General features: G+C 60.9%; 21 protein-coding genes. 10 read left to right on the top strand and 11 right to left on the bottom strand.

Annotation, left to right across the window (positions count from 1 at the left end; genetic code table 11):
• Positions 1–37 precede the first annotated feature (37 nt).
• The 8 genes from fabI to gloB all read right to left on the bottom strand — a co-directional run bounded on the left by fabI (position 38) and on the right by gloB (position 10,804).
• Positions 38–832, bottom strand: coding sequence for an enoyl-ACP reductase FabI (gene fabI / locus ACGJAX_RS23335; RefSeq protein ID WP_007937760.1), 795 nt, complete (start codon positions 830–832; stop codon positions 38–40).
• Between the two features lie 21 nt (positions 833–853).
• Complete coding sequence (locus ACGJAX_RS23330; RefSeq protein ID WP_390956329.1) at positions 854–2,464, bottom strand: dipeptide ABC transporter ATP-binding protein; 1,611 nt, start codon at positions 2,462–2,464, stop codon at positions 854–856.
• Position 2,465: 1 nt separating this feature from the next.
• The gene (locus tag ACGJAX_RS23325; protein WP_247255739.1) at positions 2,466–3,485 is read right to left on the bottom strand and encodes an ABC transporter permease; all 1,020 of its coding nucleotides are present in this window, start codon (positions 3,483–3,485) and stop codon (positions 2,466–2,468) included.
• A gap of 1 nt (position 3,486) precedes the next feature.
• Positions 3,487–4,560, bottom strand: a complete 1,074-nt coding sequence (locus ACGJAX_RS23320) for a microcin C ABC transporter permease YejB (RefSeq protein ID WP_090320812.1) — start codon at positions 4,558–4,560, stop codon at positions 3,487–3,489.
• Between the two features lie 4 nt (positions 4,561–4,564).
• On the bottom strand, positions 4,565–6,406 hold the full coding sequence (locus ACGJAX_RS23315) for an ABC transporter substrate-binding protein (protein WP_390956327.1): 1,842 nt from the start codon (positions 6,404–6,406) through the stop codon (positions 4,565–4,567).
• On the bottom strand, positions 6,403–8,217 hold the full coding sequence (locus ACGJAX_RS23310; protein WP_390959977.1) for an ABC transporter substrate-binding protein: 1,815 nt from the start codon (positions 8,215–8,217) through the stop codon (positions 6,403–6,405). Before ACGJAX_RS23310 ends, ACGJAX_RS23315 begins: the two co-directional genes overlap by 4 nt.
• A 271-nt stretch (positions 8,218–8,488) precedes the next feature.
• Positions 8,489–9,937 carry a transglycosylase SLT domain-containing protein gene (locus ACGJAX_RS23305; protein ID WP_248916729.1) on the bottom strand — a complete coding sequence of 483 codons (1,449 nt, stop codon included), beginning with the start codon at positions 9,935–9,937 and terminating at the stop codon, positions 8,489–8,491.
• Positions 9,938–10,036: 99 nt separating this feature from the next.
• Positions 10,037–10,804 (bottom strand): hydroxyacylglutathione hydrolase, encoded by a 768-nt coding sequence (gloB, locus tag ACGJAX_RS23300; RefSeq protein WP_390956326.1) that lies wholly within the window; start codon positions 10,802–10,804, stop codon positions 10,037–10,039.
• A 65-nt stretch (positions 10,805–10,869) separates the two neighbouring features.
• Between gloB and ACGJAX_RS23295 the strand changes: the two genes are divergently transcribed.
• From ACGJAX_RS23295 to ACGJAX_RS23275, 5 genes are all read left to right on the top strand, one after another.
• Positions 10,870–11,628: a class I SAM-dependent methyltransferase gene (locus ACGJAX_RS23295; protein ID WP_090320827.1), complete on the top strand. Its 759-nt coding sequence runs from the start codon at positions 10,870–10,872 to the stop codon at positions 11,626–11,628.
• Positions 11,629–11,719: 91 nt separating this feature from the next.
• Entirely contained in the window at positions 11,720–12,172 is a 453-nt protein-coding gene (rnhA, locus tag ACGJAX_RS23290; protein WP_090320830.1) for a ribonuclease HI, read from the top strand.
• Between the two features lie 175 nt (positions 12,173–12,347).
• A complete protein-coding gene (gene dnaQ, locus ACGJAX_RS23285; protein WP_090320833.1) occupies positions 12,348–13,106 on the top strand; it encodes a DNA polymerase III subunit epsilon in 759 nt (252 codons plus the stop codon).
• Positions 13,107–13,223: 117 nt separating this feature from the next.
• Positions 13,224–15,479, top strand: a complete 2,256-nt coding sequence (locus tag ACGJAX_RS23280; protein ID WP_390956325.1) for an Orn/Lys/Arg decarboxylase N-terminal domain-containing protein — start codon at positions 13,224–13,226, stop codon at positions 15,477–15,479.
• A gap of 14 nt (positions 15,480–15,493) precedes the next feature.
• Positions 15,494–16,108 (top strand): GNAT family N-acetyltransferase, encoded by a 615-nt coding sequence (locus tag ACGJAX_RS23275; RefSeq protein ID WP_247255745.1) that lies wholly within the window; start codon positions 15,494–15,496, stop codon positions 16,106–16,108.
• Here the strand turns inward: ACGJAX_RS23275 and ACGJAX_RS23270 are convergent.
• Both ACGJAX_RS23270 and ACGJAX_RS23265 read right to left on the bottom strand, forming a co-directional pair.
• Positions 16,074–16,967 carry a LysR substrate-binding domain-containing protein gene (locus tag ACGJAX_RS23270; protein ID WP_390956324.1) on the bottom strand — a complete coding sequence of 298 codons (894 nt, stop codon included), beginning with the start codon at positions 16,965–16,967 and terminating at the stop codon, positions 16,074–16,076. The genes ACGJAX_RS23275 and ACGJAX_RS23270 overlap by 35 nt on opposite strands.
• Before the next feature lie 88 nt (positions 16,968–17,055).
• Positions 17,056–17,292, bottom strand: a complete 237-nt coding sequence (locus tag ACGJAX_RS23265; protein ID WP_090320845.1) for a hypothetical protein — start codon at positions 17,290–17,292, stop codon at positions 17,056–17,058.
• 175 nt (positions 17,293–17,467) lie between these two features.
• Between ACGJAX_RS23265 and ACGJAX_RS23260 the strand changes: the two genes are divergently transcribed.
• Complete coding sequence (locus ACGJAX_RS23260) at positions 17,468–18,028, top strand: NADPH-dependent FMN reductase (RefSeq protein ID WP_090320848.1); 561 nt, start codon at positions 17,468–17,470, stop codon at positions 18,026–18,028.
• Between the two features lie 162 nt (positions 18,029–18,190).
• Positions 18,191–19,474, top strand: coding sequence for an arsenical efflux pump membrane protein ArsB (locus tag ACGJAX_RS23255; RefSeq protein ID WP_390956322.1), 1,284 nt, complete (start codon positions 18,191–18,193; stop codon positions 19,472–19,474).
• Between the two features lie 102 nt (positions 19,475–19,576).
• Here the strand turns inward: ACGJAX_RS23255 and ACGJAX_RS23250 are convergent, their stop codons facing one another.
• Entirely contained in the window at positions 19,577–20,527 is a 951-nt protein-coding gene (locus ACGJAX_RS23250; protein WP_390956321.1) for a DUF1853 family protein, read from the bottom strand.
• Between the two features lie 115 nt (positions 20,528–20,642).
• Between ACGJAX_RS23250 and ACGJAX_RS23245 the strand changes: the two genes are divergently transcribed.
• The 3 genes from ACGJAX_RS23245 to ACGJAX_RS23235 are packed head-to-tail and all read left to right on the top strand — an operon-like array spanning position 20,643 to position 23,370.
• A complete protein-coding gene (locus ACGJAX_RS23245) occupies positions 20,643–21,533 on the top strand; it encodes an NAD(+) kinase (protein WP_047528343.1) in 891 nt (296 codons plus the stop codon).
• The gene (locus ACGJAX_RS23240) at positions 21,530–22,504 is read left to right on the top strand and encodes a metallophosphoesterase (protein WP_390959975.1); all 975 of its coding nucleotides are present in this window, start codon (positions 21,530–21,532) and stop codon (positions 22,502–22,504) included. Before ACGJAX_RS23245 ends, ACGJAX_RS23240 begins: the two co-directional genes overlap by 4 nt.
• Positions 22,501–23,370 (top strand): rhomboid family intramembrane serine protease, encoded by an 870-nt coding sequence (locus ACGJAX_RS23235; RefSeq protein WP_390956320.1) that lies wholly within the window; start codon positions 22,501–22,503, stop codon positions 23,368–23,370. The genes ACGJAX_RS23240 and ACGJAX_RS23235 overlap by 4 nt, the downstream gene beginning before the upstream one ends.
• The last annotated feature ends 26 nt before the right edge of the window (positions 23,371–23,396 follow it).

Below are 23,396 nucleotides of genomic sequence, written 5' to 3'. Positions count from 1 at the left end.
CGCCTGAAGAGGCGGGTTTTTATTGGCTAACCGAATATCACTCTTCGATGTTGCCCATGGCCGTGGTGTTGAAGCCACCGTCCACGTACATGATTTCACCGCTGATGCCGGAGGCCAGGTCCGAGCACAGGAAGGCGCCGGCGTTGCCGACTTCTTCGATGGTGACGTTGCGACGCAGTGGGGTTTGCGCTTCGTTGGCGGCCAGCATCTTGCGGAAGTTCTTGATGCCGGAAGCGGCGAGGGTACGGATCGGGCCAGCCGATACGCAGTTGACGCGGGTGCCGTCCGGGCCCAGGGAGCCGGCCAGGTAACGTACGCCGGCTTCCAGGGAGGCCTTGGCCATGCCCATGACGTTGTAGTTCGGCATGGTGCGCTCGGCGCCCAGGTAGGACAGGGTCAGCAGGCTGCCGTTGCGGCCTTTCATCATTTCGCGACCGGCCTTGGCCAGGGCCACGAAGCTGTAGGCGCTGATGTCGTGAGCGATGCGGAAACCTTCACGGGTGGTGGCTTCGGTGAAGTCGCCGTCCAGTTGGTCGCCCGGGGCGAAGCCTACGGAGTGCACGATGCAATCCAGGCCGTCCCACTTCTTGCTCAGCTCTTCGAAAACCTTGGCGATTTCCGCATCGCTGGCCACATCGCACGGGAAGCACAGCTCAGGGCTCGAACCCCAGCCTTGTGCGAACTCTTCGACACGACCTTTCAGTTTGTCGTTCTGATAAGTGAAGGCAAGCTCAGCGCCCTCGCGATGCATGGCGGCAGCGATGCCGGATGCGATGGACAGCTTGCTGGCGACACCGACGATCAGTACGCGCTTACCGGCGAGAAAACCCATGTGTTGCTCCTCTCTTTCAGGTTATTGCGCAGTGGCTGGAGCCAGAAAAGCGGCTTCCAGCAACTGCTGTGTATACGGATGTTGGGGGGCGGCAAAAATGCTTTGCGCGTCTCCCTGTTCGACCACTTGGCCATGCTTGACCACCATCAGCTGGTGGCTCAGCGCTTTGACGACAGCCAGGTCATGGCTGATAAACAGATACGTCAGGTTGTACTTGCTTTGCAGTGAACGCAAAAGCTCCACCACTTGGCGTTGCACGGTGCGGTCGAGGGCCGAAGTCGGCTCGTCCAGCAGAATCAACGCCGGTTTTAGCACTAATGCCCGGGCAATGGCGATTCTCTGCCGCTGCCCACCGGAAAATTCGTGGGGGTAGCGGTGCCGGGTTTCCGGGTCCAGACCTACCTCCTTGAGTGCCGCAATGATCGCTTGTTCCTGTTCCGCTTCGGTGCCCATCTTGTGGATCCGCAGGCCCTCGCCGACGATCTGGCTCACGCACATGCGCGGGCTCAGGCTGCCGAAGGGGTCCTGAAACACCACCTGCATCTCCCTGCGCAACGGCCGCACCTGTTGTTGCGTCAGGCAGTCTAGCTGTTTGCCTTCAAAACGGATGGCGCCTTTGCTGCCGATCAACCGCAGGATCGCCAGACCCAATGTCGATTTGCCGGAACCGCTTTCTCCCACAATCCCCAGGGTCTGCCCCTGAGGCAGGCTGAAATTGATGCCATCCACCGCCTTGACGTAATCCACCGTCTTTTTCAGCAGGCCTTTCTTGATCTGGAACCAGACTTTCAGGTCCTCGACCGTCAGCAACGGCGGGCCAACCACGTTGGTTGCCGGCGTGCCGCTGGGCTCTGCAGCCAGCAGGATGCGAGTGTACGGATGCTGCGGTGCACGGAACAACTCTTCGCACGATGCCTGTTCGACGATGCAACCGCGCTGCATGACACATACGCGATGCGCAATTCTTTTCACCAGGTTCAAATCGTGGCTGATCAGCAGCAATGCCATGCCCAGGCGGGCCTGTAATTCCTTGAGCAATTCGAGGATTTTCAGCTGAACGGTCACGTCCAGGGCGGTGGTCGGCTCGTCGGCGATCAGCAGTTCCGGCTCGTTGGCCAGGGCCATGGCGATCATCACGCGCTGACGTTGACCGCCGGACAGTTCATGGGGCAGGGCCTTGAGGCGCTTGTGCGGCTCGGGGATGCCGACCATCTCCAGCAGCTCCAGGGTACGCTTGGTCGCGACTTTACCAATCAGCCCCTTGTGGATGCCCAGTACCTCGTTGATCTGTTTCTCGATCGAGTGCAGCGGGTTGAGCGAGGTCATCGGCTCCTGGAAGATCATCGCGATCCGGTTGCCGCGGATGTGCCGGATGGTTTTTTCTTTCAGGCTCAGCAGATCCTGCCCGGAATAGGCGATGGTGCCCGATGGATGCCGCGCGAGCGGGTAGGGCAACAGGCGCAGGATCGAGTGGGCGGTCACCGATTTGCCGGAGCCGCTTTCACCCACCAGGGCCAGGGTTTCACCGCGTTTGATGTCGAAGCTGACCCCTTCGACCACGCGCTGGCAGTGGTCGCCGACGACGAATTCGACGGCGAGGTCGCGCACTTCGATCAGATTGTCCTGATTCATTTCACTTCCTCGGGTCGAAGGCATCGCGAGCGGACTCGCCGATAAACACCAGCAAACTCAACATCAAGGCCAGTACCGCAAACGCACTCATGCCGAGCCAGGGCGCTTGCAGGTTGGATTTGCCCTGGGCCACCAGTTCACCCAGGGACGGGCTGCCCGCCGGCAGGCCGAAGCCGAGGAAATCCAGGGCGGTCAGGGTGCCGATGGCGCCGGTCAGGATGAACGGCATGAAGGTCATGGTCGAGACCATGGCGTTGGGCAGGATGTGGCGGAACATGATTGCGCCATTCTGCATGCCCAGCGCCCGGGCCGCGCGCACGTATTCCAGATTACGCCCACGCAGGAACTCGGCGCGCACCACGTCCACCAGACTCATCCAGGAAAACAGCAGCATGATGCCCAGCAGCCACCAGAAATTCGGCTGGACGAAACTGGCCAGGATGATCAGCAGATAGAGCACCGGCAACCCGGACCAGATTTCCAGGAAGCGCTGGCCGGCCAGATCGACCCAGCCACCGTAGAACCCCTGCAAGGCACCGGCGATGACGCCGATCAGCGAGCTGAACAGGGTCAGCGTCAGGGCAAACAACACCGAAATGCGGAAGCCGTAGATCACCCGGGCCAGCACGTCACGACCCTGGTCGTCGGTGCCGAGGAGGTTATCGGTCGACGGGGGGGCCGGTGCCGGGACCTTCAGGTCGTAATTGATGCTCTGGTAGCTGTAGGGAATCGGCGCCCACAACACCCAGGCGTCCTTGGCCTTGAGCAGTTCGCGGATGTACGGGCTCTTGTAGTTGGCCTCCAGCGGGAATTCGCCACCAAAGGTGGTTTCCGGGTAGCGCTTGAGCGCCGGGAAGTACCAGTGGTTGTCGTAATGCACCACCAGGGGTTTGTCATTGGCGATCAATTCGGCGCCAAGGCTGGCACCGAACAGGATCAGAAACAGCCAAAGCGACCACCAGCCACGCTTGTTGGCCTTGAACAGCTCGAAACGGCGGCGATTGAGCGGGGACAGGTTCATCTCAATGCTCCCGGCTTTCGAAGTCGATGCGCGGATCGACAAAGGTGTAGGTGAGGTCGCCGATCAGTTTCACCACCAGCCCCAGCAGGGTGAAGATGAACAGGGTGCCAAAAACCACCGGGTAATCGCGGTTGATCGCCGCTTCAAAACTCATCAGGCCGAGGCCGTCGAGGGAGAAGATCACTTCGACCAGCAGCGAACCGGTGAAGAAGATGCCGATGAACGCCGACGGGAACCCGGCGATCACCAGCAGCATGGCGTTGCGGAACACATGGCCGTAGAGCACGCGATGGTGGGTCAGGCCCTTGGCCTTGGCGGTGACCACGTATTGCTTGTTGATTTCGTCGAGGAAGCTGTTCTTGGTCAGCAGGGTCATGGTCGCGAAGTTGCCGATCACCAGTGCGGTCACCGGCAGCGCCAGGTGCCAGAAGTAATCGAGCACCTTGCCGCCCATGCTCAGTTCATCGAAGTTGTTCGACGTGAGCCCGCGCAAGGGGAACCAGTCGAGGTAGCTGCCGCCGGCAAACACCACGATCAGCAGGATGGCGAACAGGAACGCCGGGATGGCGTAGCCGACGATGATCGCCGAACTGGTCCAGACGTCGAAGTGACTGCCGTGCCTTGTCGCCTTGGCGATCCCCAGGGGAATCGACACCAGGTACATGATCAGGGTGCTCCACAGCCCCAGGGAGATCGATACCGGCATCTTTTCCTTGATCAGGTCGATGACCTTGGCGTCGCGGAAGAAGCTGTCGCCGAAATCCAGGGACGCATAGTTCTTGACCATGATCCACAAGCGTTCCGGGGCCGACTTGTCAAAGCCGTACATGTGCTCGATTTCCTTGATCAGGGCCGGGTCCAGCCCTTGGGCGCCGCGATAGGCCGAGCCGGCCACCGAGACTTCGGCGCCACCACCGGCGATGCGGCTGGTGGCGCCTTCGAAACCTTCGAGCTTGGCGATCATTTGCTCCACCGGCCCGCCAGGGGCGGCCTGGATGATCACGAAGTTGATCAGCAAAATGCCGAACAAGGTCGGAATGATCAGCAGCAGTCGCCGAAAAATATACGCCAGCATCTGATTACTCCGTGCCCGCAGGGTCGGCTTGCAATTTGGTTTCGATCTCTATTGCAGGTTTGGCATCGGGCTTGACCCACCAGGTGGCGGTGCCGATGTCGTATTTAGGCGAGACCTTGGGGTGACCGATGTGGTTCCAGTAGGCCACGCGCCAGGTCTTGATGTGCCAGTTGGGAATCACGTAATAGCCCCATTGCAACACCCGGTCCAGTGCCCGGGCATGGGCCACCAGGCTTTTGCGCGAATCGGCGTTGATCAGTTGTTCGACCAGTTGGTCCACCACCGGGTCCTTGAGGCCCATGGTGTTGCGGCTGCCGGGTTTGTCGGCGGCAGCGGTCATCCAGAACTCGCGCTGTTCGTTGCCCGGCGAGTTGGACTGCGGGAAGCTGCCGACGATCATGTCGAAGTCCCGCGAGCGCACGCGGTTGATGTACTGCGAGACGTCGACCCGGCGGATCACCAGGTCGATGCCCAAGTCGCTCAGGTTGCGCTTGAACGGCAGCAGCACCCGCTCGAACTCGGTCTGGGCCAGCAGGAACTCGATCGTCACGGGTTTGCCGGTGGTATCGACCATTTTGTCATCGACGATGCGCCAGCCAGCCTCTTGCAGCAGTTGATAGGCCTTGCGCTGCTGGTTGCGGATCATGCCGCTGCCATCGGTAACCGGGTTCTGGAAGGCTTCGCTGAACACCTGTTCGGGGATCTTGCCGCGGAACGGATCGAGGATCGCCAGTTGATCGGCATCGGGCAGCCCGGTGGCGGCCATTTCCGAGTTCTCGAAATAGCTGCGGGTTCGCGCGTAGGCGCCGTTGAACAATTGCTTGTTGGTCCACTCGAAGTCCAGCAACAGCGTCAGGGCCTGGCGCACTCGCACGTCCTGGAACAGCGGGCGACGCAGGTTGAACACGAAGCCTTGCATGCCGGTGGGGTTGCCGTTGGGGATCTGCTCCTTGATCAGGCGGCCCTCGGTGACCGCCGGGATGTTGTAGGCGTTGGCCCAGTTCTTGGCGGTCATTTCCAGCCAGTAGTCGAACTGCCCGGCCTTGAGCGCCTCCAGCGCGACGGTGTTGTCGCGGTAGTAGTCGGTGGTCATCACGTCGAAATTGTAGAAACCACGGTTGGCCGGCAGGTCCTTGCCCCAGTAGTCCTTGACCCGCTCATAGCGCACCGAACGCCCGGCCTTCACTTCGCTGACCCGATAGGGGCCACTGCCCAGGGGGATTTCGAGGTTGCCCTTGTTGAAATCGCGGGTCGCCCACCAATGCTTGGGCAGGACCGGCAACTGACCGAGGATCAGCGGCAGTTCGCGGTTGTTGTTGTGCTTGAACTTGAACAACACCGTGAGCGGATCTTCGGCGACCACTTCGTCGACGTCGCTGTAGTAGCCGCGGTACATCGGGGCGCCATCCTTGATCAGGGTCTGGAAGCTGAACACCACATCTTCGGCGCGTATCGGATGACCATCATGGAATCGCGCTTCCGGGCGCAGGTAGAAACGCACCCAGGTATTGTCCGGTGCCTTCTCGATCTTGCCGGCGACCAGGCCGTATTCGGTGAAGGGTTCGTCCAGGCCATGTTTGGTCAGGGTGTCGTAGATCAGATTGATGTCGTCGGCGGCCACCCCCTTGCTGATGAACGGGTTGAGGCTGTCGAAGCCGCCGAACCCGGCCTGGCGGAATTTTCCGCCCTTTGGGGCGTCCGGGTTGACGTAATCGAAGTGTTTGAAATCGGCCGGGTACTTTGGCGGCTCGTTGTACAGGGTCAGGGCATGCTGCGGGGCGGCACAGGCCAGCCCGGCGAACAACAGGGCGCTGGCCTGCAGGAGCAGGGCGCTTGCAGGTTTCATTGATCTTTCTCCGAAGATTTCAGCCACCACGCGCTCAGGCCCAGGGTGTAGGGCGGTGTGGTGACGAAGGCCAGCCGGTTGCGGTAGGCCAGGCGATGATAGTTGAGGTACCAGTTGGGAATGCTGTAGTGCTGCCACAGCAGTACCCGATCCAGAGCCCGGCCGGCGGCGACTTGTTCGTCGCGACTCTTGGCGGCGAGCAGTTGTTCGAGCAGATGGTCGACCACTGGATTGGCGATGCCTGCGTAATTCTTGCTGCCCTTGACCCCGGCCTGGCTGGAGTGGAAGTACTGCCACTGTTCAAGGCCCGGGCTGAGGGTCTGGTTGAGCGTCATCAGAATCATGTCGAAGTCGAACTGGTCGAGGCGCTGCTTGTACTGCGCACGATCGACCGTTCGCAGCCGCGCGTCGATGCCGATGCTGGTCAGGTTCTCGACATAGGGCTGAAGAATGCGTTCCAGGTTCGGGTTGACCAGCAGGATCTCCAGGCGCAGCGGTTGTCCGGCGGCGTTTTGCAGGCGTTGGCCGTTGAGCTTCCAACCGGCCTCGGCGAGCAGCCCCAGGGCTCTGCGCAGGGTTTCCCGGGGAATGCCGGCACCTTGGGTCTGCGGCAGGCTGAAGGGCTCGGTGAACAGCCTGGCGGGCAACTGCTCGCGCCAGGGTTTGAGCATCAGCCATTCATGCCCGACCGGCAGCCCGGTGGCGGAGAACTCGCTGTTGGGGTAATAGCTCATGGCGCGCTGGTAGGCGCCGCTGAACAGCGTGCGGTTGGTCCATTCGAAGTCGAACATCAAGCCCAATGCTTCACGCACCTTTACGTCAGAGAAGGTCGGGCGGCGGCTGTTCATGAACAGGCCCTGGCTCTGGGTCGGAATCTGGTGCGGGATCTGCGCCTTGATCACTTCACCGCGGCGGATCGCCGGGAAGTTGTAGCCGGTGTCCCAGTTCTTCGCCTGGTGCTCGATATAGATGTCGAACTCGCCGGCCTTGAACGCTTCGAATGCCACATCGCTGTCGCGGTAGAACTCGACTTCCATGCGGTCGAAATTGTACTTGCCTCGATTGACGGCCAGATCCTTGCCCCAATAGTCCTTGACCCGCTCGAAAACGATCTGCCGTCCCGGTGTCACCGACGTGATGCGATACGGTCCGCTGCCCAGCGGGGGCTCGAAGGTGGTGGCCTTGAAGTCGCGACCCTTCCAGTAGTGTTGCGGCAGGACCGGCAACTCGCCCAGGCGCAGGATCAGCAGCGGATTGCCGGCGCGCTTGAAGACGAACCGTATGCGCTGCGGGTTGAGGATATCGACCCGCGACACTTCCTGCAGGTTGGTGCGGTACTGCGGATGACCTTCCTTGAGCAGCAGACGGTAGGAGAACGCCACGTCGTAGGCGGTGATCGGCGTGCCATCGTGGAAGCGCGCTTCGGGGCGCAGGTTGAACACCACCCAGCTGCGGTCCTCGTTGTACTCCACCGACTGGGCTATCAGGCCATAACTGGATGTCGGCTCGTCACCGGAGGGGGCGTACTGGCCTGTGCCGACCATCAGCGGTTCGTTGAGTTCGTTGATGCCGTATTGCAGGAAGTTCGGCGTGGTCACCGGGCTGGTGCCCTTGAAGGTGTAGGGGTTGAGCGTATCGAAGGTGCCAAATGCCATCACCCGCAACGTACCGCCCTTGGGCGCTTGCGGGTTGACCCAGTCGAAGTGGGTAAATCTGGCCGGGTACTTGAGCGTGCCGAACTGCGCATAACCATGGCTTTCGCTGATCGTCGCGCTTGCGGTGGAGCTCAAGGCCAGGCTGATCAGGAGCAGGAGGAGGGGACGCTTCAAGTCAGAGATCCGATCCAGGCGGCTTGGGCTTTGTGGGCCGTACAGTAACAGCTTGTCTGGACAGGAAAAAGACAGGGGTTTAAAGCAGATCTGATCCGTTGCAGGAGTCGGCTTGCTCGCGGTGGTTTGGGAGATTACGCGTAAAACTGGAAGCGTGGCGGCGCTCTCTGGTTTTTCGCGAGCAGGCTCGCTCCTACAGAAGGGGTGAAAAAATCCGCGGACAAAAAAAGCCCCTGAATGCAGGGGCTTGTTTTTAATGCGGGTTGGCGACGATGAGCATTTGACCGGGTTTCAGCGCCTGGCCAACGCGCGGGTTCCAGCGCTTGAGGTGTTGCATTTCAACGTTGAAGCGCTTGGCCACGATGTACAACGAGTCGCCTTGCTGAACCTTGTATTGGGTTTGTGGCTTCCTGGTCTCGCTCTTGGTCCTGGCGTTGGCCGCGACCACGGTGTTGATGCGTCCGGAGCCGCGCTTGCCGGTGTCCTGAATGACCAGGGTCTGGCCAGGCTTGAGGTTCTTGCCACTGAGCTTGTTCCAGCGCTGCAGGTCCTTGATGTCGACGTTGTTGGCCTTGGCGATGGAGCCCAGGTTGTCGCCCCGCTTGACCCGGTAGTTGCGTTTGACACTCGCCACCCGGATGTCATCAGCGCCCTCGAAGACCGGTTTGCGCGGTTTCTTGCTGATCAGCTCTTCTGGACGCATGGTCTGCAGGCTGGTGGTCAGCAACTGCGCCTTGGAGGTCGGCACCAACAGATGCTGGGGGCCGTCGAGGGTGGTGCGCTGTTTGAACGCGGGGTTGAGCTGGAACAGTTCGTCTTCATCGATGTTGGCGACTTCTGCGACCTTGGACAGGTCCATGCGCTGGTTGATTTCGACGACCTTGAAGTAGGGTTCGTTGGCGATCGGGTTGAGGTTCACGCCATAGGCTTCTGGCGCCAGCACCACTTGCGAGAGGGCCAGCAGCTTCGGCACATACGCCTGGGTCTCGGCAGGCAGCGGCAGGTTCCAGTAGTCGGTGGGCAGGCCGAGCCTTTCATTGCGCTCGATGGCCCGGCTGACGGTGCCTTCGCCCGCGTTGTACGCGGCCAGGGCCAGCAGCCAGTCGCCGTTGAACATGTCGTGCAGGCGGGTCAGGTAATCCATTGCCGCAGTGGTCGAGGCAGTGATATCGCGACGACCATCATAGGAGCGGGTTTGACGCAGGTTGTAGTAACGCCCGGTGGACGGGATGAACTGCCAAAGACCCACCGCGTCGGCCCGGGAGTAGGCCATCGGGTTGTAGGCGCTTTCAATCACCGGCAACAGCGCCAGTTCCAGCGGCATGTTGCGCTCTTCGAGGCGTTCGATGATGTAGTGAATGTAAAGGCTGCCACGAGAGCCGGCGTTTTCGAGGAAGGATGGATTGCTGGCGAACCACAGACGCTGTTGCTCAATGCGCGGATTGACGCCCAGGCCGTCCTGCAGCTGGAAACCCTGGCGCATGCGTTCCCAGACGTCCTGCGCCGCCTGCGGGCTCGGCTTTTCACTGAGCCAGACAGGTTTTTGCTTGGCACGAGCGGCAATATTCGGAGTGTGTGCCGCATCGGTTTGCGGCACATGGCTTGAGCAGCCCGCCAATGTCGCGGACACAGCCACCGCTATGGCTTGAGCCAGGCGGGTCAATGCATCCGAATTGATGGCTTTGCGAATAGGTGACGACATTGGCTGGAAGTAAGTTCCGGGCAAAAATGTCGGGGGATTCTAGAAAGCGCACCCCCTGCGGTCAACCATTCAGAATTTGCGGAACCTCGGGGACTCTGTTCAGAACGTGTCTTTCCAGGCTCGCAAAACCGCAAAAACCATATCGGGCGCCGGGTTATGCGTGCCGGTCCGTTCGTCAGCTTTTTCTTTAACGGATGTTTCAGCGGTGCGCAAGAACGGGTTTGTGCGTTTTTCCAGGCCCACCGTGGACGGCAACGTAATGACGCCGGCTTCCCGTTGGCGGGTCACGGTGGCCAGGCGCTCGAGGGTGTCGGGATTGCCGGGCTCGACCGCCGCGGCGAAGCGCAGGTTGCTCAGCGTATATTCGTGGGTGCAGTACACCCGGGTGTCCTCGGGAAGGGCCGCGAGGCGTGACAGCGAGGTGTACATTTGCAGGGGCGTGCCCTCGAACAGGCGACCGCAACCGGCCGCGAACAGGGTGTCTCCGCAAAACAGCAGGCCGCGATGATAATAGGCAATATGCCCCAGGGTATGGCCAGGCACGGCGATGACATCGAAGTCATGGCCCAGCACGCTGATACGGTCGTTATCCTTGAGGGCAATGTCCCGCGCCGGAATGTTTTCGCTGGCCGGACCGTAGACGGTGGCGTCGGTGGCTTTTTTCAGCTGCTCGACGCCGCCGACATGGTCATGATGGTGGTGAGTGATCAGAATATCGCTCAACACCCATCGCGGATTGGCTGCAAGCCAGGCCTGCACGGGGGCGGCATCGCCAGGGTCGACCACTGCACAGCGCTGGGTATCGTGGTCCTGTAACAGCCAAATGTAGTTGTCGGTAAAGGCGGGCAGGGCAGTGATCTGTATCATCGTCGGATTCGCCAATTGGAAAGCAATGGCGCATCTTAGAGCTTCCTGGCGCGTTGGAGAATGCAATGACCGATAAAGCGTTCGCTCAGGCTGATCCTGACTGGCTGGCGTTGATCAGCGCGGCCCGTGAATGGCTGTCCGGCCCCATCGGGCAGTTTTTGCTGGATGAAGAACGACGCATGCTCGAAGAAGAGCTGGGTCGTTTTTTTGGTGGCTATCTGGTCCATTACGGCCCGTCGGCGCAGACGCCGCCGTCAGCACCGCAGGTACAGCGCAATGTACGCCTGGGTGCACCATTGCCGGGGGTCGAGATTGTCTGCGAAGAGCAGGCCTGGCCGTTGAGCGAGCATGCCGCCGATGTGGTGGTCATGCAGCATGGGCTGGATTTCTGCCTGTCGCCCCATGGCTTGCTGCGCGAAGCGGCGAGCAGCGTACGCCCTGGCGGCCACCTGTTGATCATCGGGATCAATCCCTGGAGCACTTGGGGGCTGCGCCATTTGTTCGCTCACGATGCATTGCGCAAGGCTCGCTGCATTTCCCCCTCGCGTGTGACCGACTGGCTGAACCTGCTGGGCTTCGCGCTGGAGAAACGTCGTTTCGGGTGCTATCGTCCGCCGCTCGCGTCACCGGCCTGGCAGACCCGTCTGGCCGGTTGGGAGCGCATGGCCGGTCAATGGCAGTTGTCTGGCGGCGGCTTCTATTTATTGGTGGCGCGCAAGATAGTGGTGGGCCTGCGCCCATTGCGTCAGGAGCGTCGCGAACCGATGGGCAAGTTGATTCCTTTGCCCATGGCCAAGGTCAACCGTCGTCGTATCGAACCGTAATTCACCTTGTATTTCCTGGCCGGGGTTGCCCCGGTCTCGGGCGTTGTCGATCACCGATCGGCGAGCCACCGCATTTTCTGGATAGATTGGCATGAGCGATAGCGTAGAACTCTTCACCGACGGCGCCTGCAAAGGCAATCCTGGCCCTGGCGGCTGGGGTGCATTACTGGTGTGCAAGGGGGTTGAAAAGGAACTTTGGGGTGGCGAAACCAACACCACCAACAACCGCATGGAGCTGATGGGCGCGATCCGTGGCCTGGAAGAACTCAAGCGTCCCTGTGACGTGCTGCTGGTGACCGACTCCCAGTACGTGATGAAAGGCATCAACGAGTGGATGGCCAACTGGAAGAAACGCGGCTGGAAAACCGCTTCGAAAGAACCGGTCAAGAATGCCGACCTGTGGAAACTGCTCGACGAACAGGTCAATCGTCACAACGTCACCTGGAAATGGGTGCGCGGACACATTGGCCATCACGGCAACGAGCGGGCCGACCAACTGGCCAACCGCGGCGTGGACGAAGTGCGCGGGTTCAAGCAGGCCTGATGACCGGGTCGTCGCCATCGCGAGCAGGCTCGCTCCCACAGGAAACTTACGAACCATGAAGATCCAGCGTGGAGCCTGCTCGCGATGGGGGCAACACGGCGTACCTGAAAGACCTTGGCGAGCGTGTTAACATCGCTGCTTTTGCACGATTGACCGATTGAGAGCTGAGCATCAGATGGCCACCAGATCCGTTGTACTCGACACCGAAACCACCGGCATGCCGGTGACCGACGGCCACCGGATTATCGAAATCGGTTGCGTCGAGTTGATCGGTCGGCGCCTGACCGGGCGGCATTTCCACGTCTACCTGCAACCGGATCGCGAAAGTGATGAAGGCGCCATCGGCGTCCACGGCATCACCAACGAATTTCTGGTGGGCAAGCCGCGTTTTGCCGAAGTGGCCGAAGAATTCTTCGAATTCATCAAGGGCGCGCAGCTGATCATCCATAACGCGGCGTTCGACGTTGGCTTCATCAACAACGAATTCGCCCTGATGGGCCAGCACGACCGTGCGGACATCACGCAGCACTGCTCGATCCTCGACACCCTGCTCATGGCCCGGGAACGTCACCCTGGCCAGCGCAACAGCCTCGATGCCCTGTGCAAACGCTACGGCGTCGACAACTCCGGCCGTGAACTGCACGGCGCCTTGCTCGACTCCGAGATTCTTGCCGACGTTTACCTGACCATGACCGGCGGCCAGACCAGCCTGTCGCTGGCCGGCAATGCGTCCGATGGCAATGGTTCCGGCGAAGGCGCGGACAACTCCGCCACGGAAATCCGCCGTCTGCCCGCCGACCGTCAGCCGACCCGTATCATTCGCGCCAGCGAAGACGATCTGGCCCGGCATGTGGCACGCATGGAAGCCATCGCCAAGTCGGCCGGTGCGCCGGCGCTGTGGGTGCAGTTGGCCGAGGCGGAGGCACAGGCCTAGGTCTTTTCCCACTGTGGATGACCCGTTTTGGGGCGTCGCACTCGCTACATCCGCTGCAACCCTCTACCCTGAGGGTATTGGCAGGCTCTGGCCTGCCGCCTCAGGACACTGAGCCCCATGTATAAAGATTTGAAATTCCCGGTCTTGATCGTCCATCGCGACATCAAGGCCGACACCGTTGCCGGTGAGCGCGTGCGGGGCATAGCCCGGGAGCTGGAGCAGGAAGGTTTCAGTATTGTTTCGGCCGTGGATTACACCGAAGGGCGTTTGGTGGCTTCGACGCATCACGGTCTGTCGTGCATGTTGATCGCGGCGGAAGACGCCAGCGCCCATACGCATTTGTTACAGAATATGGCCGAGCTGATCGGGCTGGCGCGGGTGCGTGCGCCGGACCTGCCGATCTTCGCCCTGGGCGAGCAAGTCACTCTGGAAAACGCCCCGGCCGACGCCATGGCCGAGCTCAATCAGCTGCGCGGGATACTTTATCTGTTCGAAGACACCGTGCCTTTTCTCGCTCGCCAGGTGGCGCGGGCGGCGCGCAAATACCTCGATGGCTTGCTGCCGCCGTTTTTCAAAGCCCTGGTGCAGCACACCGCAGACTCCAATTATTCCTGGCACACCCCTGGGCATGGCGGTGGCGTGGCGTATCACAAAAGTCCGGTGGGGCAGGCATTTCACCAGTTCTTCGGGGAAAACACCCTGCGTTCGGATTTGTCAGTGTCGGTGCCGGAGCTCGGTTCGCTGCTGGATCACACCGGACCGCTGGCCGAAGCAGAGGCCCGCGCGGCCCGTAACTTCGGTGCGGATCACACCTTCTTTGTGATCAACGGGACGTCGACCGCGAACAAGATCGTCTGGCACTCCATGGTCGCGCGCGATGACCTGGTGCTGGTCGATCGCAACTGTCACAAGTCGGTACTGCATTCGATCATCATGACGGGCGCGATCCCGCTGTACCTGTGCCCGGAGCGCAATGAGCTGGGAATCATCGGTCCGATTCCGCTGAGCGAATTCAGCCGCGAAGCGATCCAGGCGAAGATCGATGCCAGTCCATTGACCAAGGGGCGCGCGCCCAGGGTCAAGCTCGCGGTGGTCACCAATTCAACCTATGACGGCCTGTGCTACAACGCCGAGCTGATCAAGCAGCAATTGGGTACCAGCGTCGAGGTGCTGCATTTCGACGAGGCCTGGTACGCCTATGCGGCGTTTCACGAGTTTTTCGCCGGGCGCTACGGCATGGGCACCTCACGCAGTGAGGACGGACCGCTGGTGTTCACCACCCATTCCACTCACAAGTTGCTGGCAGCGTTCAGCCAGGCCTCGATGATTCATGTGCAGGACGGTGGTGCGCGTCAACTCGATCGTGACCGTTTCAACGAAGCCTTCATGATGCACATCTCCACCTCGCCGCAGTACGGCATCATCGCTTCGCTGGACGTTGCTTCGGCCATGATGGAGGGCCCGGCCGGGCGTTCGCTGCTGCAGGAAATGTTCGATGAGGCCCTGAGTTTTCGCCGGGCGCTGGCCAACCTGCGCCAGCACATCGCCGCCGATGACTGGTGGTTTTCCATCTGGCAGCCGCCTTCGGTGGAAGGCATCGACCGGGTTGTCACACAAGACTGGCTGCTGCAACCGGAGGACGACTGGCACGGCTTTGGCGGCGTGACCGACGATTACGTGCTGCTCGATCCGATCAAGGTGACCCTGGTGATGCCGGGCCTGACCGCGGGCGGCGCCCTGAGCGAGCGCGGGATTCCGGCGGCCGTCGTCAGCAAGTTCCTGTGGGAGCGCGGGCTGGTGGTGGAGAAGACCGGGCTGTATTCGTTCCTGGTGCTGTTCTCCATGGGCATCACCAAGGGCAAGTGGAGCACGCTGCTCACCGAATTGCTGGAATTCAAGCGCAGCTACGACGCCAATGTCAGTCTGGCCCATTGCCTGCCGTGCGTGGCGCAGGAGAATGTCGCGCGTTATCAGGGCATGGGCCTGCGCGATCTGTGCGATCAATTGCACGCCTGTTATCGCAGCAATGCCACGGCCAGGCACCTCAAGCGCATGTACACCGTCCTGCCGGAAATCGCCATGAAGCCGGCAGACGCCTATGATCAATTGGTGCGCGGCGAAGTTGAAGCGGTGTCGATCGATGCTCTGGAAGGGCGTATCGCTGCCGTGATGTTGGTGCCATACCCGCCGGGGATTCCGTTGATCATGCCCGGCGAGCGTTTTACCGAGTCGACCCGCTCGATCATCGACTACCTGAAGTTTGCTCGCACGTTCGACAGCAGCTTTCCCGGGTTTGTCGCCGATGTGCACGGCTTGCAACACGAAGATGAGGGCAATGGACGGCACTACACCGTCGATTGCATCAAGGAGTGAGGACCTTTCCCAGTATGCAACCGGTCATAAATCCGATTTACCCAGGGCTGTCGGTGCGCGTCGCCGATGAAGGTTTTGCCGCCTATATCTGGGGTAGCGATTTCAGTTTTGAAGTTGCCGCCTACGGCGCACCTGAAATAGGCAAGCCCGTGGAGCAATGGCACGTCACGCCGATCACCCCCTACCGCAAGTGCTATGGCATCGACCCCGAGGAGTTCAGCAGTTATCGCGACGCCGCCGACAGCGCGATTTTCATGGCCTATCTGGATGACGAGCCAGTGGGGCATCTGGTGGTCAGCACCAACTGGAACGGCTTTGCCCATATCGACGAATTGGCGGTACATGCGCCTGCCCGGCGTCATGGCGTGGCCAAGGCGCTGCTGGATGTGGCACAGTTCTGGAGTCGCAAGAAGAAGCTGCCAGGCATCATGCTGGAAACCCAGAACAACAATCTGGGCGCTTGCCGTCTCTATGAGCGCTGCGGCTATGTGGTAGGCGGCATCGATCATCTGCGTTATCGGGGTATCGATCCCAACACTGCCGAGGTGGCGTTGTTCTGGTACCGCTTTTTCGATAATCCGCTGGAAAAACCGATCAGTTCGCCAACATCGCCGCGGCTTGTTCCGTGATGATCGCCAGCAAGGCCTGAACGGCGGGGGAAGGCTCGCCGTTTTTAAGGCTCAAGGCGTAGAGACTGACCGGCACCGCGGGCGCCAGCGGGCAGACATCGAGCCCGGCCGATTTGGCACCGAGGGCGGTGAAGGGGTCGACGATGGCCAGGCCTTCACCGGCCTCGACCATGCTGCGCATCATCTGGTGAGTCTGCACCCGTGTGTGGATCACCGGTGCCGGGCGCAGCCCATGCAGTTTGTTTTCCAGCGCCGGGCTGAGCGGGTCGTGACCTTCGAGGCCGACCATCGCCTGGCCCGCCAGGTCCTGCAAGGAAATGTACTTCTGCCGGGGTTGCAACCAGCCGTGGGGCGCGAGCAGCTGCAGTTTGCCCTGGGCAATCACCTGGCATTCAATTTCGGGCCGATCCGGGTCATGCAAGCTCAATCCCAGATCGCTTTCGCGCAGCAGCAAGCTTTTGACGATCTCGCGGGTGGGTTGGCTGAGCAGGGTGCAGGGCGCATCTGGCAGGCGTCGACGCAGCGCCGCAATGCTTTGCGGCAGCAATTGCTGGGCCAGGGGCGGCGTGCAGATGATGCGTAAGGGAGGGGCCTGGTATTGCCTGAGGCTGTTGGCCAGGCGCTGCACCGGTTCGAGCGCATCGTAGACGTGGGCCATTTCGACTTGAAGCTCCCGTGCCTCGCGGGTGGCTTGCAGGCGCCCGCGTACGCTGGAGAACAACATGAAGCCCAACTGACCCTCGGCGTCGCGCAGAATGCGTTCGACTTCGGCCACCGGCAGCTGCAGCCATTCGGCGGCAGTGCCCAGGTGACCGGTCTGCAGGAGCGCCTGGATCACTTCGATATGGCGTAAGCGCATGCGTGAAGTCCATGTTCAGCAGGTGAGGGAGTCAGTGGCTGAATCCTAACCCATGTCTGCGCTTAAGACTTCTGCTCATGCCATCGAGTTATGAAACGCTGCTCGATACGGGCTCGCGGGTAATGGTGACGCCCGATTGCACCAGCAGGAATTCGTTTTCATCCAGCTTGTTCACGCGATCGCCAATTGCCAGCTTGTACGTGGTGACAGGCGCCGCGCTTGCCAGGCCGTCTGCCGGCGGGGTGGATTCCTGGAACTCATGTACGGAATAAATGCGGCCTTCCGCGTCTCTTGCATGGAACTGACCGACGAGTACTGCTGCCATCTGCTTAGAACCTCTGGAGATAAATCACTCAATTTGCGGCTCAGTAGACCGTCGCTGGGTGAAGTAAGTTTTCCTACAGGAAAAAAATAGTCAGGGACGGCGTTTCCGTTCGCCCACTGTTTGAATCGTCATCTATAACTACAAGCTCCTCCCATCGGACAGTCGAGAATCTTCCATGAGCAACGTCTTTAAGGTCGCAGTCCTGGTCGGCAGCTTGAGAAAGGATTCGATCAATCGCAAGATCGCACTGGCCCTGGCCGATCTGGCACCGGCCAATCTCAAGCTGACTATTGTCGAAATCGGCGATCTGCCGCTGTACAACGAAGACATCGATGGCGCTTCACCGCCGGCAGCCTACAGCACTTTCCGACAACAGGTGAGCTCATCCGACGCAGTGCTCTTCGTCACTGCGGAATACAACCGCTCGGTGCCTGCCCCGATGAAAAACGCCATCGACGTGGGTTCGCGTCCATATGGCAAAAGTGTCTGGAGCGGCAAGCCCGGCGCGGTGATCAGTGCATCGCCTGGCGCGATCGGCGGATTTGGCGCCAACCATCACCTGCGGCAGTCCATGGTGTTCCTCAACGTGCCGATGATGCAGCAACCGGAAGCCTACCTGGGCGGCGCCGGTTCGGCGTTCGACGAGGCGGGCAAGCTGTCCGAATCGGTCAAGCCGTTCCTGCAAAGCTTCATCAATGCCTATGGGCAGTGGGTGGAGCAGCACAAGAAGGCCTGAGGTTGTTTGCAGGCTGAGGGAGCCTGCCTGTGACACAGGGCGGGCCCCCTCAATTCAGGTCACACACGCAACACAGCATTGATCCCGTGGGCGCCATTGCCACGGACGGCGGCTCTACTTCAGAATCCCCGCCGGTCCGCCCCTTGCTCAAGGCTGTTTCGCATGCTCGCCGCTTCATTGATTTTTCTTCTGACGATTACCCTGGTTATCTGGCAGCCCAAAGGCCTCGGCGTCGGTTGGAGCGCGGTGCTGGGCGCCGTACTCGCGCTGATTTTCGGCGTGGTGCATCTGAGCGACATCCCGCTGGTGTGGCAGATCATCTGGAACGCCACCGGTACCTTTGTCGCGCTGATTATCATCAGCCTGTTGCTCGACGAAGCCGGGCTGTTTGCCTGGGCGGCGCTGCATGTGGCGCGATGGGGGCGGGGTAATGGACGAAAGTTGTTTGCCTATATGGTGCTGCTCGGCGCGCTGGTTTCGGCGTTGTTCGCCAATGACGGTGCGGCCCTGATACTGACGCCCATCGTGATTTCCATGTTGCTGGCGTTGCGCTTTTCGCCGACGGCCACCCTGGCATTTGTCATGGGCGCCGGTTTCATTGCCGACACCGCCAGCCTGCCATTGGTGGTGTCGAACCTGGTGAACATCGTTTCGGCGGACTTCTTCAAGATCGGTTTCAACCGCTACGCTGCGGTGATGATTCCGGTCAACCTGGTCAGCGTGGCCGCGACCCTGGCGGTGCTGATGTGGTTCTTCCGGCGCGACATTCCCCGGGATTACGACCCCGAACAACTGGAGCACCCGGCTTCTGCGATCCATGACAAGGCGACGTTCTATGCCGGTTGGGCAGTGCTGGTGATTCTGTTGCTTGGTTGTTTTGCGCTGGAGCCGCTGGGCATTCCGATCAGTGCCATTTCGGCGGTGTGTGCGGCCTTGCTGCTGGCCATCGCGGCCCGCGGTCACAGGATTTCCACGCGCAAAGTCATGAAAGAAGCGCCGTGGCATATCGTTATTTTCTCGCTGGGCATGTACCTGGTGGTCTATGGCCTGCGCAACGCCGGGCTGACCGGTTATCTGGCGGTCTGGCTGGACGCCTTTGCCGGATATGGCGTCTGGGGCGCGGCCCTGGGCACGGGTGTACTGACCGCGTTGTTGTCGTCGATCATGAATAACCTGCCGACGGTGCTGATCGGCCTGTTGTCCATTGATGCGAGTCAGGCAACGGGAGTGGTGAAGGAGGCGATGATCTACGCCAACGTCATCGGCAGCGACCTGGGCCCGAAAATCACCCCGATTGGCAGCCTGGCGACCCTATTGTGGTTGCATGTGCTGGAGCGCAAGAACATCCAGATTGGCTGGGGGTACTACTTCAAGGTCGGGATTGTGTTGACGGTGCCGGTGTTGCTGGCAACCCTGGCGGCGCTGGCGGTACGGTTGTCCGTTTAAATCGCGTCGCCGCCATCGCGAGCAGAGGGCTCAGGTGCAACGAGATCCTGTGGGAGCGGGCTTGCCCGCGATGGGGCCACTACAATCGCCATAAAATCCGGATCAACCCTGGCCCGGCACATTCGGCCAAAGATCCGCCACCAGAAACAATCGTTCAGCTTCCTCCCACTCGCCCTGGGCATTTTCCGTCAGCCGGACCAGCAGTTGCGCCGGCGCCAGCGGCTCCAGATCGCTTAACCACGCATCCAGTTGCTCGGCGCTCCACGTCTGCTCGGCAGGGTAGTGCGCTGGCGCCAGCCAGGCATGGCGGGGCAGGGGTTGCCAGCGGCCAGACGGACTCTGGGCCGCGAACTCGGCCCAATCCTTTTGGTGCAGCCAGCGACCACGCAGGTGCTGTGGATGCGCACCTCGCGGTGGCGCCGCTTGCCCCGGCCAGGGATAAAGCAAGTAACCACCCAGCCACAAATGAGCGCTGAACTCGCGGATGCCCAGCGCCGCCAGCACTTCGCGGCTTTCCGGTCGCGCGGAAATCGGCAATTGATGCTGGCACAGGTGTGCCAGTTTTCGATCCAGCCGATCATGGCAACCAGGGCCGAGCCATTGCGCGGTATCGTGGCCGTCGCCGTTTTGCGGCCCCAGGTACAGCTTGATCGCCAGCTCCAGGTGATGCACGCCGTCTCGATCACGCAGCAGCATGTCCAGTTCGCCGAGGGTGTGGCCTTCGCGGCGGATCGGCATATTGGCGGCAATCATCTCGATGCCGGGTGCGTGCTGTACGGCAAATTGCCAGAGACGTTCGTAGTAAAGGCCCAAGCGCCGGGTGCGGGCCTGGGCCAGCCAATGCAACAAGCCGTAACTGTCTCGATCCAGTTGTAGCAGCCAGTGTTGCAGGCGTTCCGGCGCCTGTACCCAGTCACTGCCGGCCAGCGGATGGCGCTGCGGCCACGGGGTGTCGCTGAGCATCGGCGGCGCCAGGATGACCCATGCCAGGTCGCGCACTTCGGGGTGGCGCAACTGGTGGGGTAACTGCAGCAAATCTGGAAATAGGATCATCTTGCGAGCATAGCCCGAAACCGGAAGCCGCCTTGAGGCTGAAAGGATTTTGTCTATCAGCGGCTTTCGCCCATAATCGTGCTTTTCGCCGTCGCTGCCCTTCCTTAGGAGCCCCATGGAGCAATTTCGCAATATCGGCATCATCGGTCGTCTGGGCAGTTCTCAGGTGCTCGATACCGTTCGCCGACTGAAACGGTTTCTGCTCGATCGTCACCTGCATGTGATCCTCGAAGACACCATCGCTGAAGTCTTGCCGGGCCATGGTCTGCAAACCTCCTCGCGCAAGATGCTCGGCGAAGTCTGCGACATGGTCATCGTGGTCGGGGGCGATGGCAGCCTGCTGGGCGCGGCCCGTGCGCTGGCCAGGCACAATATCCCGGTGCTCGGCATCAACCGCGGCAGCCTGGGCTTTCTGACCGACATCCGCCCCGATGAGCTGGAAATCAAGGTCGCCGAAGTGCTCGATGGCCACTATCTGGTGGAAAACCGCTTCTTGCTGCAGGCTGAAGTCCGCCGGCACGCCGAGGCCATCGGCCAGGGCGACGCATTGAACGACGTGGTGCTGCACCCCGGCAAATCCACGCGGATGATCGAGTTCGAGCTGTACATCGACGGCCAGTTCGTCTGCAGCCAGAAAGCCGACGGCCTGATCGTCGCCACGCCGACGGGGTCGACCGCCTACGCGCTGTCTGCGGGCGGGCCGATCATGCACCCCAAGCTCGACGCTATTGTGATTGTGCCGATGTACCCCCATACCTTGTCGGGCAGGCCCATCGTGGTCGATGGCAACAGTGAGCTGAAAATCGTCGTGTCCAAGGATATGCAGATCTACCCGCAAGTCTCGTGTGACGGGCAGAACCACTTCACCTGTGCGCCGGGTGACACCATCACCGTGAGCAAAAAAGCCCAGAAGCTGCGGCTGATTCACCCGCTCGACCACAACTACTATGAAGTCTGTCGGACCAAGCTCGGCTGGGGCAGCAAGTTGGGGGGTGGAGGCGACTGATGCTCGATCCCGCGCGTAGCTACGACCTGATCGGTGACGTGCACGGTTGCGCTCTGACCCTGGAGCACTTGCTCGACCGACTTGGTTATCACAAACAAGCTGGCGTCTGGCGTCATGCCTCGCGCATGGCGGTGTTCGTCGGTGACATCATCGACCGTGGCCCACGGATTCGCGAGGCGCTGCATATCGTCCACGACATGGTCGAGGCCGGTCAGGCGCTGTGCATCATGGGCAACCATGAGTTCAACGCGTTGGGCTGGAGTACGCCGGCACTGCCTGGCAGCGGCAAGCAGTTCGTACGCGAACACACCCCGCGCCATGCCCGGTTGCTTCAGGAAACCCTGACCCAGTTCGAGCATCATCCAGCGGACTGGCATGACTTCTTGCAATGGTTCTATGACATGCCGTTGTTCGTCGATGCCGGGCGCTTCCGGGTGGTGCATGCCTGTTGGGATGCGAGCTTGATCGAACCGTTGCGGGCATTGTTCCCCAATGGTTGCGTCGATGAACACTTCCTTCAGGCGTCTGCCATGCCCGGCAGCTTCGCCTGTACCGTGTTTGACCGATTGCTGCGCGGCACCGACATGCGCCTGCCCCATGGCCTGACCATGACCAGCGGCGATGGCCTGACACGCTCGTTCTTCCGGACCAAATTCTGGGAAGACGATCCGCAAACCTACGGAGACATCGTGTTCCAGCCTGACGCCTTGCCCGAACCGGTGGCCCGCACGCCGCTGTCGTCAACCGAGAAAAACAACCTGCTGCGCTACGGCATCGACGAACCGTTGCTGTTCGTCGGCCATTACTGGCGTAGCGGCAAACCGGCCCCGATTCGTCCGAATCTGGCGTGTCTGGATTACAGCGCCGTGCTCTACGGCAAACTCGTTGCCTATCGCCTTGACCAGGAAAGTCGTCTCGATCCGCATAAATTCGTCTGGGTCGATGTTGAGCGGCCGGAGGTGCTGCAATGACGACAGTCGCCGTATTGCGCTTGCCCCTGGCGGTGGATTTGAGCGGGTTCGTCAAACTGCTGCAACGCATGCAGGTGCCCCATCGGGTCAGTGAGGAGGCGGGCGAGCAGGTGCTGTGGGTGCCGGCGAACATCAGTGAAGACGTCCGGGTGCTGTACGAACGCTATCCGACGGGCGACCCCGATGAGCGACTGGATATCCCGGTGGCGAGGACGGTTCGCCGGCCGAGCTTGCGCTCGCAGCTTCGCCATGCAAAAGGCACAGCGTTGGTGCTGTTGCTCAGCCTGATCGTCGGTATGGTGACTTGGCTGGGCGATAACCTAGACACCATGCGCTGGCTGACTTTCCTCGATTATCACGTCGTCGGTGAGTACATCCACTTTGTGCCATTGGCCGACAGCCTCGCGGCTGGGCAATGGTGGCGACTGGTGACGCCGATGCTGATCCACTTCGGCATCCTGCACCTGGCCATGAACGGCATGTGGTACTGGGAGCTGGGACGGCGCATCGAATCGCGTCAGGGCACTGTCAATTTGATAGGCCTGACCCTGTTATTCAGCCTCGTGTCCAACTACTCCCAGTTCGTATTCGGCGGCCCGACCCTGTTTGGCGGGTTGTCCGGCGTGTTGTACGGGCTGCTCGGGCATTGCTGGATTTTCCAGATATTGTCGCCGAACGCCGCCTATCGTTTGCCCCGCGGGGTGCTGGTGATGATGCTGGTGTGGCTGCTGCTGTGTCTGTCCGGGCTGGTCTCGATGATCGGCTTCGGTGAAATCGCCAACGCGGCCCATGTCAGCGGGCTGCTCGTCGGATGCTTGACCGGTTTGTTGGGTGGTTTGTACAACCGCCGTAAACTGGCCGCCTGAAACAGTTATGTAAATAGAGAGCGCGG

The organism is Pseudomonas moorei (genome assembly GCF_042846945.1).
Taxonomy (GTDB): Bacteria; Pseudomonadota; Gammaproteobacteria; order Pseudomonadales; family Pseudomonadaceae; genus Aquipseudomonas; species Aquipseudomonas moorei.
This window is presented reverse-complemented; position numbering and strand designations above follow the sequence as displayed.